Origin of the sequence: Pseudomonas sp. SBT1-2 (assembly GCF_028640875.1) — a bacterium.
GTDB classification, from domain to species: domain Bacteria; phylum Pseudomonadota; class Gammaproteobacteria; order Pseudomonadales; family Pseudomonadaceae; genus Aquipseudomonas; species Aquipseudomonas chlororaphis_I.
This window is the reverse complement of sequence record NZ_JAQZAA010000117.1, coordinates 26,412-39,852: the sequence shown is the minus strand read 5'-3', so window position 1 is coordinate 39,852 and position 13,441 is coordinate 26,412. Positions and strand designations below refer to the sequence as shown.

Annotated in this window: 10 protein-coding genes; 5 read left to right on the top strand and 5 right to left on the bottom strand. The window is 64.6% G+C overall.

The genetic code is table 11. The features are described from left to right. Positions 1-188 precede the first annotated feature (188 nt). The 3 genes from dgcB to etfB are packed head-to-tail and all read left to right on the top strand — an operon-like array spanning position 189 to position 4,144. Complete coding sequence (dgcB, locus tag PVZ78_RS30585) at positions 189-2,138, top strand: dimethylglycine demethylation protein DgcB (RefSeq protein WP_016704210.1); 1,950 nt, start codon at positions 189-191, stop codon at positions 2,136-2,138. After that, entirely contained in the window at positions 2,138-3,358 is a 1,221-nt protein-coding gene (gene etfA / locus PVZ78_RS30580; RefSeq protein WP_273829763.1) for an electron transfer flavoprotein subunit alpha, read from the top strand. Before dgcB ends, etfA begins: the two co-directional genes overlap by 1 nt. A gap of 15 nt (positions 3,359-3,373) precedes the next feature. Further along, on the top strand, positions 3,374-4,144 hold the full coding sequence (gene etfB, locus PVZ78_RS30575; protein WP_009051233.1) for an electron transfer flavoprotein subunit beta: 771 nt from the start codon (positions 3,374-3,376) through the stop codon (positions 4,142-4,144). Between the two features lie 841 nt (positions 4,145-4,985). Here etfB and gbcA read toward each other — a convergent pair. Continuing rightward, entirely contained in the window at positions 4,986-6,281 is a 1,296-nt protein-coding gene (gene gbcA / locus PVZ78_RS30570) for a glycine-betaine demethylase subunit GbcA (RefSeq protein ID WP_009051232.1), read from the bottom strand. 284 nt (positions 6,282-6,565) lie between these two features. On the opposite strand from gbcA, the gene gbcB reads away from it, so the two are divergent. Next, positions 6,566-7,666, top strand: coding sequence for a glycine-betaine demethylase subunit GbcB (gene gbcB / locus PVZ78_RS30565; RefSeq protein WP_009051230.1), 1,101 nt, complete (start codon positions 6,566-6,568; stop codon positions 7,664-7,666). Between the two features lie 128 nt (positions 7,667-7,794). Here gbcB and PVZ78_RS30560 read toward each other — a convergent pair whose 3' ends face one another. From PVZ78_RS30560 to PVZ78_RS30545, 4 genes are all read right to left on the bottom strand, one after another. Then, positions 7,795-8,619 (bottom strand): SDR family oxidoreductase, encoded by an 825-nt coding sequence (locus PVZ78_RS30560; RefSeq protein WP_124302221.1) that lies wholly within the window; start codon positions 8,617-8,619, stop codon positions 7,795-7,797. Positions 8,620-8,756: 137 nt separating this feature from the next. Then, on the bottom strand, positions 8,757-9,581 hold the full coding sequence (locus PVZ78_RS30555; protein ID WP_273829762.1) for a nitrilase-related carbon-nitrogen hydrolase: 825 nt from the start codon (positions 9,579-9,581) through the stop codon (positions 8,757-8,759). Next, positions 9,578-11,023, bottom strand: a complete 1,446-nt coding sequence (locus tag PVZ78_RS30550; RefSeq protein ID WP_273829761.1) for a purine-cytosine permease family protein — start codon at positions 11,021-11,023, stop codon at positions 9,578-9,580. The genes PVZ78_RS30555 and PVZ78_RS30550 overlap by 4 nt, the downstream gene beginning before the upstream one ends. Positions 11,024-11,190: 167 nt before the next feature. Next, positions 11,191-12,231, bottom strand: coding sequence for a threonine aldolase family protein (locus tag PVZ78_RS30545; RefSeq protein ID WP_009051226.1), 1,041 nt, complete (start codon positions 12,229-12,231; stop codon positions 11,191-11,193). A 224-nt stretch (positions 12,232-12,455) separates the two neighbouring features. Between PVZ78_RS30545 and PVZ78_RS30540 the strand changes: the two genes are divergently transcribed. Next, positions 12,456-13,199 (top strand): TraX family protein, encoded by a 744-nt coding sequence (locus PVZ78_RS30540; protein ID WP_273829760.1) that lies wholly within the window; start codon positions 12,456-12,458, stop codon positions 13,197-13,199. Positions 13,200-13,441 lie beyond the last annotated feature (242 nt).

The following is a 13,441-nucleotide window of genomic DNA, read 5'->3' as shown; positions in this document are numbered from 1 at the left end:
GTACCACGCGCCTCTGAAGACGAGAGATGGTTCATGGCGCTGCTCCAGCGTGGACGGATGCGATGGCTCCCGGAGCCCGTGCAAAGCACATGGTGAATGTCAGCACGTCTTCGCGGGCAAGCCTCGCTCCTACAGAGGACGAGCAAGTCATCCAGGTAGTTAAGCCCGAGGTCTTTGGGAGCTCCACCATGTTGAACACCCTTCTTCCCATCCTGCTGTTCGCAGCCATCGGCCTGGCTGTCCTGGGCGCGTTGCGGCGGGTGGCCATGTGGCGCCGGGGCCGTGCGTCCAAGGTCGACCTGATCGGCGGCCTGCTGGCCATGCCCAAGCGCTACATGGTCGACCTGCACCATGTGGTGGCGCGGGACAAATACATCGCCAACACCCACGTGGCCACGGCCGGTGGCGCGGTGGCGTCCATCGTGCTGGCGATTCTGGTGCACGGTTTCGGCCTGCATAACCGCATCCTCGGCTACGCCTTGCTGCTGATGTCGGCGGTGATGTTCGTCGGCGCGATCTTCGTCTACCTGCGCCGCCGCAACCCGCCGGCGCGCCTGTCGAAAGGCCCGTGGATGCGCCTGCCGAAAAGCCTGCTGGCGTTCTCGGCGTCGTTCTTCCTGGTGACCCTGCCGGTGGCCGGGATCCTCCCGGAAAACTTCGGTGGCTGGGTACTGGCGGTGATCCTCGGCATCGGTGTGTTGTGGGGCGTGTCCGAGCTGTTCTTCGGCATGACCTGGGGCGGCCCGATGAAGCACGCCTTCGCCGGTGCCCTGCATTTGGCCTGGCACCGCCGCGCCGAACGCTTCGGTGGCGGCCGTTCCACCGGCCTCAAGCCGCTGGACCTGGAAGACCCGAATGCGCCGCTGGGCGTGGAAAAACCCAAGGATTTCACCTGGAACCAATTGCTGGGCTTCGACGCCTGCGTGCAGTGCGGTAAATGCGAAGCCGCGTGCCCGGCCTTTGCCGCCGGCCAGCCGCTGAACCCGAAAAAGCTGATCCAGGACATGGTGGTTGGCCTGGCGGGCGGTACTGACGCCAAGTTCGCTGGCAGCCCGTATCCGGGTAAACCGATTGGCGAACACAGCGGCAATCCGCACCAGCCGATCGTCAACGGCCTGGTGGACGCCGAGACCCTGTGGTCCTGCACCACTTGCCGCGCTTGCGTCGAGGAATGCCCGATGATGATCGAGCACGTCGATGCCATCGTCGACATGCGTCGTCACCTGACCCTGGAGAAGGGCGCCACCCCGAACAAGGGCGCCGAAGTCCTGGAAAACCTGATCGCCACCGACAACCCGGGCGGTTTTGCCCCGGGCGGGCGGATGAACTGGGCGGCGGACCTCAACCTGGCGCTGCTGGGCGAGAAGAAGACCACCGACGTGCTGTTCTGGGTTGGCGACGGTGCGTTCGACATGCGCAACCAGCGCACCCTGCGCGCCTTCGTTAAAGTGCTGAAAGCGGCCAAGGTCGACTTCGCGGTACTCGGCCTGGAAGAGCGCGACAGCGGCGACGTGGCCCGGCGCCTGGGCGACGAGGCGACCTTCCAGCTGCTGGCCAAGCGCAATATCCAGACCCTGGCCAAGTACAGCTTCAAGCGCATCGTCACCTGCGACCCCCACAGTTTCCATGTGCTGAAAAACGAATACGGCGCCCTCGGTGGCGACTACGTGGTGCAGCACCACAGCACCTACATGGCCGAGCTGATTACCGCTGGTGCCCTGAATCTGGGCCAGCACAAAGGCAACAGCGTGACCTATCACGACCCGTGCTACCTGGGCCGCTACAACGGCGAGTACGAGGCGCCGCGGGAAGTGCTGCGGGCGCTGGGGATCGAGGTCAAGGAAATGCAACGTTCCGGTTTCCGCTCGCGCTGCTGCGGCGGTGGCGGCGGCGCGCCGATCACCGACATCCCGGGCAAGCAGCGGATCCCCGACATGCGCATGGACGACATCCGCGAAACCGGCGCCGAGCTGGTGGCCGTGGGTTGTCCACAATGCACCGCGATGCTCGAAGGCGTGGTCGAACCACGACCGCTGATCAAGGACATTGCCGAACTGGTGGCCGACGCCTTGCTGGAAGACGCCGCGCCCGGCAAGCCGGCGACCCCGGCCAAACGTGAACCTGCGGAGGCCCACTGATGAGCGACATTATCCGCCGCGACCCGCGGGCCGAATGGATCGCCCGTAACCGCCTGCACCCGCTGCACGCGGCCCTGCAGCCGGCGCAGCACAGCTGGATGGGGCCCAACGGCATCATCCGCAAGAACCCCCACGGGGTCGGTTTCATCGGCCCCAACGGCATCAAGCGCATCGACCGCAGCGGCGCCCAGCAGGGCGGGGCGGTCAAGCGCAGTGCTGCGGTCGAAGTCCAGCTGCCGTTGCATCAGGTGGCGCAGCCGGCGTTCTACATCAGCGTGGTGCCGGACATGGTCGGCGGCCGCCTGAGCAGCCACGACCGCGACCTGCTGGGCCTGGCCCATCAGCTGGCCGGCAAGGACGGCGCGGTGCTGGCGGTGGTGTTCGGCGAGCACAAGGAAAACGCCTTCGCCACGGCCGGCGTCGACCGCCTGCTGGTGCTGGAAGGCAACGAATTCAGCGGTTATGCACCGGAACAACGGGTCCAGGGCCTGCGGGCTGTGGATAACCAGTTCAGCCCGCGCCACTGGCTGCTGCCCGACAGCCGCACCGGTGGCGGCGAACTGGGCCGACGCTTTGCCGCGGCCCTGGGTGAACGCCCGGCCACGCGGGTCTGGCAGGTCAAGGACGAGCAGTGCATCGGCCGCGCCGGTGCCGGCTTGCAGGACCTGGCCCGGCCGCTGGCACGCTTGATCCTGGCCGCCGCCGAATGCGCGGAACCGGTCAGCGAAACTCGCCACGAAGCCCTGCCGGTGGAGTTATCCACAACGGTGGCGCGCAGCCTGGCGCGGATCGAAGACCTGGGCGCGGTGGCGGTGGACCCGGCGGCGATTCCCATGGCCGAGGCCGAATTCATTTTCTCCGGCGGCAACGGGGTCAAGGACTGGGAACTTTTCCACAGGACCGCCGCGGCCCTGGGCGCCACCGAAGGCGCGTCGCGGGTGGCGGTGGACGACGGTTTCATGGCCCGCGACCGTCAGGTCGGCGCCTCGGGCACCTGGGTTACCGCCCGGGTGTATGTGGCGGTGGGGATTTCCGGGGCGATCCAGCATCTGCAGGGTATCGGTGCCTGCGACAAGGTGGTGGCGATCAACCTCGATCCGGGCTGCGACATGATCAAACGCGCCGACCTGTCGGTGATTGGCGAAAGCGCCGAGCTTCTTCAAGCCTTGATCGCGGCGGTAGAGGCCTACCGCAACGGCGCCAAGCGCGATGCGGCTTAAGGGAAGGATAGGGTTATGAGTACTAATGTGATCAGCCTGGTGTCCATCGGCGCCCACCCGACTTCCGGCCGGCCACGGCGTGCCGAGCAGGATGCGCGGGCGGTCGAGCTGGGGCTGCAACTGGCCGGGGACAGGCTGCAGGTGCTGCACGCCGGCGATATCGCCGAGCCGGCCCTGCGCGCGTACCTGGGCATGGGCCTGGAACAGATGCACGTGCTGGAGCAGTCGGCCGGTGCCGATGCGCTGCCGGCGCTGACCGATTATCTGCGCGATGCCGGGGCGCAAGTGGTGCTCACCGGCAGCCAGGCGGAAACCGGCGAAGGTTCGGGCATGCTGCCGTTCCTGCTGGCGGAAAACCTCGGCTGGCCGCTGGTGGTGGGCCTGGCCCAGGTGGAATCCATCGACAGTGGCGTGGCCCTGGTGCTGCAAGCCCTGCCACGCGGCCAGCGCCGTCGGCTGAAGGTGCGCCTGCCGTTCCTCGCCACTGTGGATAACGCCGCGCCCAAGCCACGGCAGAGTGCCTACGGCCCGGCCCGACGCGGGGTACTGCAGGCGCGGCAGGTGGAAGTGCTCGACGATGAGTTGTTCACCAGCGCCACCCTGCAACCGGCCAAACCCCGGCCCAAGCGCCTGAAAGTGATCAAGGCCAAGAGCGGCGCCGACCGCATGAAAGCCGCGACTGCCAAGGCCAGCGGCGGTGGTGGCCAGGTGCTCAAGGGCGTCAGCGCCGAAGCCGGGGCCGAGGCCATCCTCAAGCTGTTGATCGAAGAAGGCGTGGTCCGTTAGGGCCAGGCCTGTCGCTCCACCGTTATCGCGAGCAAGCTTCGCTCCTATAGGGGCGCGGCTTGCTTGTGACTGATTCCCCTCCTGCATCCACGGTTACCCACAATCCCTGTGCGCGCCTCTGTGGATAAGATGTTCGTCCCTCTCTGCAAGCCTCGCCAATCAAGCGCTGCAGCGCGTTGTACGAAAAATGATCAAGCTAAGTCGAGGTTTTTCCGAAGGTTTTTCTGTGGATAAGGAATTCCCTCGCTCCTCTGCTGCTGCCGACTTGCCCCCAAAGTCTGTTGGCCTCTTTGTGGATAAGATGTTCGCTGTCCGCTGAGAGCCATATAAACAGCGGTCTGCAAGGGGTTGGTCAAAAAATAGGCAAATCCGGGGTTTTGCCTTGCCGGCGTACTGAAGCCTCGATATTTCGCGCTATTCGGCGGTTTTCCACAGCCCGATGCCTTTCACTGCGAAGTTGCCCCCAAAGTCTGTTGGCGCTTCTGTGGATAAGGTGTTCGCCTTCGTCTATGGCCCTTTAAATACGTGGCTTACAGGCTGATGATCAAAAAACGATCAAAGCTGTATGGAAAAGGCCTTTCTGGATAAGTCACGGATTTTCTTCAGGTTCTGACAATGAATCAGCTGGCTGAAAGCCGAGTTGCCCACATTTGCTGTGGGTGGAGATGTGGATAACTTGTTCGCGGAAGGCTGGGGGCCTTGTCGGCCATGGCCGGGAAGGGGGTAGATCAGATTTTGTACAGCGACTTCGTCCTGGTAGGAGCGAAGCTTGCTCGCGATGAACGATAACCCGGTGTGTCAGATGCACCGTGTCGCGGTCATCGCGAGCAAGGACTCGGGGTCAGCCGTGAACCGGCACGCCCTTGAGGTACGGAGCCGGTTCGGCGCCGAGGTTGCTCAGCATGCGCTCGCTGTACCAGTCCACGAAGTTGACCACGCCGAACTCGTAGGTCTTGGAGTACGGGCCTGGCTGGTAGGCCGTGGAGTTGATGCCACGCTGGTTCTCTTCGGCCAGGCGACGGTCCTGGTCGTTGGTGGCGTCCCACACCTGGCGCATACGCTCGACGTCGTAGTCCACGCCTTCGACCGCGTCCTTGTGCACCAGCCACTTGGTGGTGACCATGGTTTCCTGGGCGCTGATCGGCCACACGGTGAACACGATGATGTGGTCGCCCATGCAGTGGTTCCACGAGTGCGGCAGGTGCAGGATGCGCATCGAGCCCAGGTCCGGGTTCTTGATCCGGCCCATCAGCTTGGCGCAGCCCTGCTTGCCGTCCATGGTCATGGACACGGTGCCCTTGAGCAGCGGCATGCGCACGATGCGGTTACGCAGGCCGAAGCTGGCGTGGGCGTAAGGGATCTTCTCGGCTTCCCAGGCGGTGGCGCAGGCGCTCACGTGGTCCTTGAACGCCTGGTCGGCGCGCGGGTCGGTGACGTCGTCCCACTCCAGCAGGGTTTTCAGCAACTCCGGGTGCGAACCGCCGCAGTGGTAGCACTCGCGGTTGTTCTCCAGCACCAGCTTCCAGTTGGCCTTTTCCATCAAGGTGGTTTGCACCGCCACCTTGGTGTTCTCCATGTCGTAGGGTTCCATGTAGTGCGTCAGGGTCGCCAGGAAGTCATCGATGGCCGGCGGGTTTTCCGCGAGGCTGATGAAGATGTAGCCACCGGCGGTCTTCACGTTCACCGGCTTGAGGCCGTACTGCTTCATGTCGAAGTCGGCGCCCATCTCGGTGCCGGCGAACAGCAGGCGGCCGTCCAGCTCGTAGGTCCACTGGTGGTAGTGGCAGACCAGCTTGGCGACCTTGCCCTTATCGCTGGTGCACAGGCGCGAACCGCGGTGGCGGCAGACGTTGTGGAAGGCATGGACTACGCCGTCGGCGCCACGGATCACGATGATCGGGTTCTTGCCGACCTGCAGGGTCATGTAGTTGCCCTTGGTCGGAATCTCGCAGGTCATGCCGGCGATCAGCCATTCCTTCTGGAAGATCTCCTGCATGTCGATATCGAACAGGCGCTCGTCGCAATAGAACGGCTGCGGCAGGGAAAAGGTCCGCTCGCGTTCTTGGAGCATTTGTGCGGTGGCCTTGCGTGCGGGTTCCAGCGGATCGCCCAGGCTCAGGGTTGCGGTGACGTCCATCGTTTTGGTCCTCATGGCCATCTGTGTGGCCGGCGAAAGTGACTACGGTTGCTACGCAAGGCTGAAAGAAAATCAGCGGTTATCAGTTGAGGCGAGTGTGGGGCCGGCGCGGTCCAGAACCTTATCCATGGGCGACATGGCCCAATCTGTTCCCGACGCGCAAGCCCCGGTGGTTGGGGGCTGGTCGCGATAAGTATGTGAATGTCGCAGATAGGTAAATGGGTGTTTATGGGCCTGCGCACAATCGCCACCATAAAGGCCGGCAGTCGGCCGTGGAGATCAGCATGTCCAACAACTTCCTGAACCCGGTAACCACCCAGACCTGGGCCAATGGCCGACACATCGTCCGTTGCGTCAAAGTCATCCAGGAAACCTGGGACGTGCGCACCTTCTGTTTCATGGCCGACCAGCCGATCATGTTCTTCTTCAAGCCGGGGCAGTTCGTCACCCTGGAGCTGGAGATCGAAGGCCAGCCGATCATGCGTTCCTACACCATTTCCAGCTCGCCCTCGGTGCCCTACAGCTTCTCGGTGACCATCAAGCGCGTCCCTGGCGGCAAGGTGTCCAACTGGCTGCACGACACCCTGCACGAAGGCCAGGAGCTGGCGGTGCACGGGCCGGTGGGGCTGTTCAACGCCATCGACTTCCCGAGCCCGAAAGTCCTGTACCTCAGCGGCGGCGTCGGCATCACCCCGGTGATGTCCATGGCGCGCTGGTTCTACGACACCAACGGCAATGTCGACATGGTGTTTATCCACAGCGCGCGCTCGCCGAAGGACATCATTTATCACCGCGAGCTGGAGCACATGGCGTCGCGGATCGACAACTTCAGCCTGCACCTGATCTGCGAGAAACATGGCCTGGGCGAGCCCTGGGCCGGTTATCGCGGCTACCTGAACCACAAGATGCTGGAGCTGATGGCGCCGGACTTCCTCGAGCGCGAGGTGTTCTGCTGCGGCCCGACCCCTTACATGAACGCGGTCAAGCGCCTGCTCGAGGCCAGTGGCTTCGACATGTCGCGCTACCACGAGGAATCCTTCGGCGCGACGCCACCGGAAGCCCGTGCCGACGCCGTGGAACAGGCCGAACAGGCCGCCGAGGCGCCGGAAATCGACGTCGCCGACCTGCACCAGGTGGAGTTCACCGCTTCCGGCAAGAGCATCCGCGTGGCGCCGGGCGAGACTGTCCATGCCGCCGCGGCCAAGCTTGGCCTGATGATCCCCAAGGCCTGCGGCATGGGCATCTGCGGCACCTGCAAGGTGCTCAAGCTGGGCGGTGAAGTGGAGATGGACCACAACGGTGGCATCACCGAGGAAGACGAAGCCGAAGGCTACATCCTGTCCTGCTGCAGCGTGCCGAAGGGGGATGTGCGGGTCGAGTATTGAGCGAACGTTTCCGGTCCCGGGCGTGGCTTGGGATCGCGTTATCGTTCATCGCGAGCAAGCTCGCTCCTACAGGTTCTGCACCTGACCTGTAGGAGCGAGCTTGCTCGCGATTGGCGCCCTGCGTTTTTTCAATCGATAAACAGATCCGTCATCAGCGCTTCGCTGCTGTCGGGATCGAAGCGGTAATGGGCGAAATCGCTCACCCCCTGTTCGCGCAGTATTTCCTCGTCGATCAGCAAGCGCCCGGTGATGCGGCGCTGGCTGCTGGAAAGGATCGCATAGGCCGCGTCGGCCATGATCGCAGGCGTGCGCGCATGCTTGAACGACTCGCGCGAACCCAGCTGGAACTCGATGGCGGCGGTGGCGATCATGGTCTGCGGCCACAGCGAGTTGACGCTGATGCCGTAGTTCTTGAATTCCTCGCTCATGCCCAGGGTCAGCATGCTCATGCCGTATTTGGTCACGGTGTAGGGGCTGTACTGGGCGAACCATTTGCTCGCCAGGTTCAGCGGCGGCGACAGGTTGAGAATGTGGCCGCCGCTGCTTTTCAGGTAGGGCAGGGCCGCCTGGCTGCACAGCAGCACGGCGCGGGTGTTGATCTGGTGCATCAGGTCGAAGCGCTTGAGCTCGATGTGTTGCACCCCGGTCAGCTTGATTGCCCCCGCATTGTTGACCAGCGCATCGATGCCGCCGAACTGCTCGGCGGCCTTGGCCAGGGCCTGGCGCACCACCTCTTCGTCACGCACGTCCACTTGCAGGGCCAGGGCCTTGCCCCCCAGCGCCTCGACCTCGCGGGCCACGCTGAAGATGGTGCCGGGCAGCTTGGGATGAGGGTCGGCGCTTTTCGCCGCGATCACGATATTGGCCCCGTCCCGCGCCGCCCGCAGGGCGATCTCGCGGCCGATGCCACGACTGGCGCCGGTGATGAACAGGGTCTTGCCTTGTAAGGACATGGAGACGCTCCTGATTATTGTCGTTATCCGAGCGGGTACAGCGGCTCGCCAGTCAATCTAGTTCATGTCTGGCGCGTGTGCGGGGCGGGGGCGAAAAGGCGCTGGGCCGCGGGCCTTGCCCGCGGCAGGGGGAGGACTCAGTACAGCGCCGGACGGCGATCCAGGTGCACGTGGTTATGGGCGCTGATGTGTTTGTGCCGGGCGTCCGCCAGGGGCAGCTCCGCCAGCAGCAGTTGCTGCTGGGGATGACGGGCGCTGCCGGCCAGCGGATAACCGTCGGCGTCGACGATCAGCGAGCCGCCGACCCAGGCCACGCCACGCTCGTCGCCGCAGCGGTCGCAGGCGGCGATGAACATGCGGTTGACCGCGGCGTTGGCCTGGACCCGGACCATTTCCGCCGGGCGCTCGCCCGCGGGGCGCGGCCCGTCCGGCCAGTTGACCGGGGCGCAGAGCAGGGCGGCGCCGGCCAGCGCGGGCAGGCGTACCCATTCCGGGAACTCCAGGTCGTAGCAGATCAGCATCGCGATCGCGCCAAAACGGGTCTCGACCACCGGTGGCGGCTGGTCGCCGACCGTGAATACCAGCTTCTCACGGTCCCACAGATGGGCCTTGCGATACACCGTCACCCGCCCTTCGGGCTCGACCAGCGCGGCGCTGTTGGCCACTTGCCCGGCATTCAGGCGCTCGCAGAAGCCGCCGACGATCACCACCTGCAGTTCCGCAGCCAGGGCCTTCCACAGGGTCAATGTCGGCCCGTCGAGGGGCTCGGACAGCGCCAGCGCCTCTTGCCGGTCGGCGAACACATAGCCGCTTTGCAGCAGTTCCGGCAGCACCACCACCTGGGCGCCCTCGGCGGCGGCCTCGCGAATGGCCCGTTGGCCCAGGTCACGGTTGTAGTCGAGCTCGCCCACCCGCGGGGCGAGCTGTTGGCAGGCGACTTTCAGGGTATGCGGTCTAGTCATTGGCCGACTCCTTCCAGTTGGCGTTCGCTGGCCTGGATCGCCAGGCGCTCGACATCCAGGTCCAGGCCACGGGTCAGCGCCCAGTAAGCCACGCCGGCCACGGCCAGGCCGATGACAAAGGCAATGTCCGCGCCCTCCAGCGCCCGGGAAACCGGGCCCTGGTAGAAGCCCAGGGACATGAACGGAATCATTGCGATCAGGCCGAGGAAATAGGCGACCAGCCCAGGCATGGCCCAGCGGCCATAAATGCCGGCCGGGTTGAAGATGTCGCTGATGGCGTAGTGACCTTTGCGCACCACGTAGAAGTCCGCCAGGTTGACCGCGGTCCAGGGCACCAGGAAATACAGCATCAGCAGCACGAAGGTGTTGAAGCTCGCCAGGTAGCTGTCGGGGATGTTCATGGCGATCAGGAAAATCACCACCGCCACCAGGGCAATGCCCACCACCCGGCTCTTGAGGTTCGGCTGGATCTGCAGGAAACCGTCGATGGCACTGATGCCGGTGAGCATCGCGCCGTAGCAGTTGACCGCCATGATGCCGACCAGGGCGGGCACGGCGATCAGCACGGTGAAGGTGCCGAAGCCCGGGATCATCTGGTTGCCGACTTCGCGGACGCTGCCGATGGCGTCCGGGGACGGCAGGGCGGACGCCAGGAAGGCGCCCAGGGACATCAGCCACAGCGCCGAACCCGCGGCGCCCAGGTAGGTCCAGAAAATCACCTGGCGCGACGAGGTCTTGTGCGGCAGGTAGCGCGAGTAATCCGAGACATACACCGAGTAGCTGATCTGGTAGCCGGCGGCCGCCGACAGCTGGATCAGGAAGGCCGACCAGGAAAAATGCGCGTCGGCCACGGCGGCATCGGCCTGCAGGGTCAGCAGCGCGCTGACGGTCAGTACGCTGAACACGCTGATCATGATGTAGGTCAGCCAGCGCTGCACGGCGTGCAGCAGGTCATGGCCGACCACGGCGATGATCACCGCGAGGATGATCATCAGGCTGTACCAGGGCGCCCGCGCGCCGGGGACCACGGTGTTGATCGCATCGGTGGCGAGGATCACGTTGAACACATTGAAGCCGATGTAGACGAAGACGACGGCGGTGAACGGCACGATGGCGCCGCGCAGGCCGAATTGCGCCCGCGACTGGATCATCTGCGGCAGGCCCATGCGGGGTCCCTGGTTGGCGTGGAAGGCCATGCAGAAGGTGCCCAGGCAGACGCCGAGGACGATGGCCAGGATCGAGTAGTGCAGGCTCAGGCCGAGGGCGGCGCCGGTGAAGCCGGTGACCATGGTGGTCAGGACAAAGTTGCCGGTGAACCAGAACGGTCCCTGGTGCCAGACCTTGCCGTGGCGCTCGTGGCGCGGCACGTAGTCGATGGAACGGGTTTCGATCTTGAGGCTGGGTGACGGGGCTTTTTCCGTTGCCGCGGGCAGGCTGGTCATGGGGGATTGCCTTGTTTTTATAAATTGACCCCGGAGTCTCGGATATACGCCTGTGATGTTGAATCAGTGGAGGGAAATAATCAGTTCAGGAATCTGTGAACTGATGTCACGCAGCGCCGGCCCGCCGCTCCTGGTCGCGACAGGAAGCAGCGGGCCGGCGAAGGCGCTTAGCCGGCCATGACCTGGCGAATGTCCGCGGCCAGTTCGCGGACCCGCGCTTCTTCGGTGTCCCACGAGCACATGAAGCGCGCGCCGCCTTTACCGATGAAGGTGTAGAAGCGCCAGCCCCGGGCGGTCAGTGCGGCGATGGCCGGTTCCGAGAGTTGCAGGAACACGCCGTTGGCCTGCACCGGGAACATCAGCTCCACCCCAGGAATGTCCGCCACCAGCTCGGCCAGCAACTGCGCGCAATGGTTGGCGTGGCGGGCGTATTTGAGCCAGGCGTCGTTTTCCAGCAGGCCGACCCAGGGCGCCGACAGAAAACGCATCTTCGAGGCCAACTGGCCGGCCTGTTTGCAGCGGTAGTCGAAGTCTTCGGCCAGCTTGTGGTTGAAGAACAGGATCGCCTCGCCCACCGCCATGCCGTTTTTCGTGCCGCCGAAGCACAGCACGTCGACCCCGGCTTTCCAGGTCAGGTCGGCGGGCGAGCAGCCGAGGAAGGCGCAGGCGTTGGAGAAGCGCGCGCCGTCCATGTGCAGGTTCAGCCCCAGTTCCTTGCAGGTGGCGCTGATGGCGCGGATTTCTTCCGGGGTGTAGACGCTGCCGACTTCGGTGGCCTGGGTCAGGGTCACCACCCGTGGTTTGGGATAGTGGATGTCCTGGCGCTTGAGGGCGATGTCGCGGATCGAGTCCGGGGTCAGCTTGCCGTTCTCGGTGCCGGCGATCAGCAGCTTGGAACCGTTGGAGAAGAATTCCGGGGCGCCGCATTCGTCGGTTTCGACGTGGGCGGTTTCCGAGCAGATGACGCTGTGGTAACTCTGGCACAGCGACGACAGGGCCAGGGAGTTGGCGGCGGTGCCGTTGAAAGCGAAGAACACCTCGCAGTCGGTCTCGAACAGTTTGCGGAAATAATCGGCGGCGCGTGCGGTCCACTGGTCGTCGCCGTAGGCGCGTTCGTGGCCGCGATTGGCCTGTTCCATGGCCGCCCAGGCCTCGGGGCAAATGCCGGAATAGTTGTCGCTGGCGAATTGTTGGCTCTTGTCGGTCATGGCCGTCTTCCGTGCTAAGGGTCCGAAAGGGGAGTCCTTCGATAAAGGGCTCCGGATAAGGCGCTCCTGGGTAAGGAGCCCTTGGGTAAAGCGTTTGCAACGAGGTCTGGGCCAGCAGGACAGCGCAGGCCTCGCAGAGATCGGTGGAGCGCCACTTTACCCAAGATTGACGGGGGAGCACACGCTCTGTTTATGGGTGAAAAATGCACAGGCCATGAGGATATATGCCAGACCCGATGCTGACCCCGCTGGCCGCCCGGCGCGATGGCGCCCTGGACCTGCTCAAGTGGCTGGCGCTGCTTTGCATGGTGCTCGATCACCTGCGCTACGTCGGCTGGAACCTCGATCTGCTGTATGTGCCCGGGCGCCTGGCGTTTCCCTGGTTCTGCCTGGCGCTGGCGGCCAATGTGGCGCGGGCCGGCGCGGTGGAGCGCGAGGGTGCGGGGCAATGGCGTTACCTGGGCTGGCTGCTGCTGTTCAGCCTGCTCAGCGAAGTGCCGTACCGGCTGTACATTCCCGACCCCGACACCCTGAATGTGCTGCCGACCCTGGCCCTGGGCCTGCTGGTGGCCCGTGCCTGGCAGCGCCGCGGTGGCCTGGCGCTGTGGCTGGGGATCGTCGCGGCCTTGCTGGGCTGGCTGTTCGACCGCTACCTGATGTTCGGCCTGTTTGGCGTATTGCTGCCGCTGGCGCTGTTAATAGTGCTGCAGCGCCGCTGGTACTGGGCGCTGCTGCCGGGGTTGCTGTGCCTAGCGGCCAATCAGTGGGAAAGCCTGCTGCCGGCGGCGCGCCAGGGCAACCAGGTGGCGGCCTGGGCCTTGGTCACCTGCGTATTGGCGCCGTGGCTGGGGCTGGCGATCCTGCGGCGGTTGCGCGGTTTTTCGCCGCCACCGATGCGGCGCTGGGCCTATCTCCTGTATCCCGGGCATTTTCTCCTGCTGCTGGCGCTGCGCAATCTCCTGGCCTGATGGCGAGCATTGTCGCTGCGGCTACAGGGGCGACGTGCGAGCAGGAAACCTGCAGCGCCACTGGTCGGCACCAGCGGCTTGCGGTCCGGGGCAAGCCGTGGATATAGAGCCTTCGGCTTGTGGCGCCGGGAAGCATTTGTCTCTCTGCGCCAGGCCATGTCGTAAACGCACCTTTGCGTGGCGTCCATAGGCATTTGACCGGTCAGCGCCGGTCATACCATCGCATCCAAAGGGCACTACCG

Coding starts and splice junctions, on each gene's coding strand:
- dgcB (WP_016704210.1), top strand. CDS start 189: ATGTTGAACACCCTTCTTCCCATCCTGCTGTTCGCAGCCATCGGCCTG.
- etfA (WP_273829763.1), top strand. CDS start 2,138: ATGAGCGACATTATCCGCCGCGACCCGCGGGCCGAATGGATCGCCCGT.
- etfB (WP_009051233.1), top strand. CDS start 3,374: ATGAGTACTAATGTGATCAGCCTGGTGTCCATCGGCGCCCACCCGACT.
- gbcA (WP_009051232.1), bottom strand. CDS start 6,281: ATGGACGTCACCGCAACCCTGAGCCTGGGCGATCCGCTGGAACCCGCA.
- gbcB (WP_009051230.1), top strand. CDS start 6,566: ATGTCCAACAACTTCCTGAACCCGGTAACCACCCAGACCTGGGCCAAT.
- PVZ78_RS30560 (WP_124302221.1), bottom strand. CDS start 8,619: ATGTCCTTACAAGGCAAGACCCTGTTCATCACCGGCGCCAGTCGTGGC.
- PVZ78_RS30555 (WP_273829762.1), bottom strand. CDS start 9,581: ATGACTAGACCGCATACCCTGAAAGTCGCCTGCCAACAGCTCGCCCCG.
- PVZ78_RS30550 (WP_273829761.1), bottom strand. CDS start 11,023: ATGACCAGCCTGCCCGCGGCAACGGAAAAAGCCCCGTCACCCAGCCTC.
- PVZ78_RS30545 (WP_009051226.1), bottom strand. CDS start 12,231: ATGACCGACAAGAGCCAACAATTCGCCAGCGACAACTATTCCGGCATT.
- PVZ78_RS30540 (WP_273829760.1), top strand. CDS start 12,456: ATGCCAGACCCGATGCTGACCCCGCTGGCCGCCCGGCGCGATGGCGCC.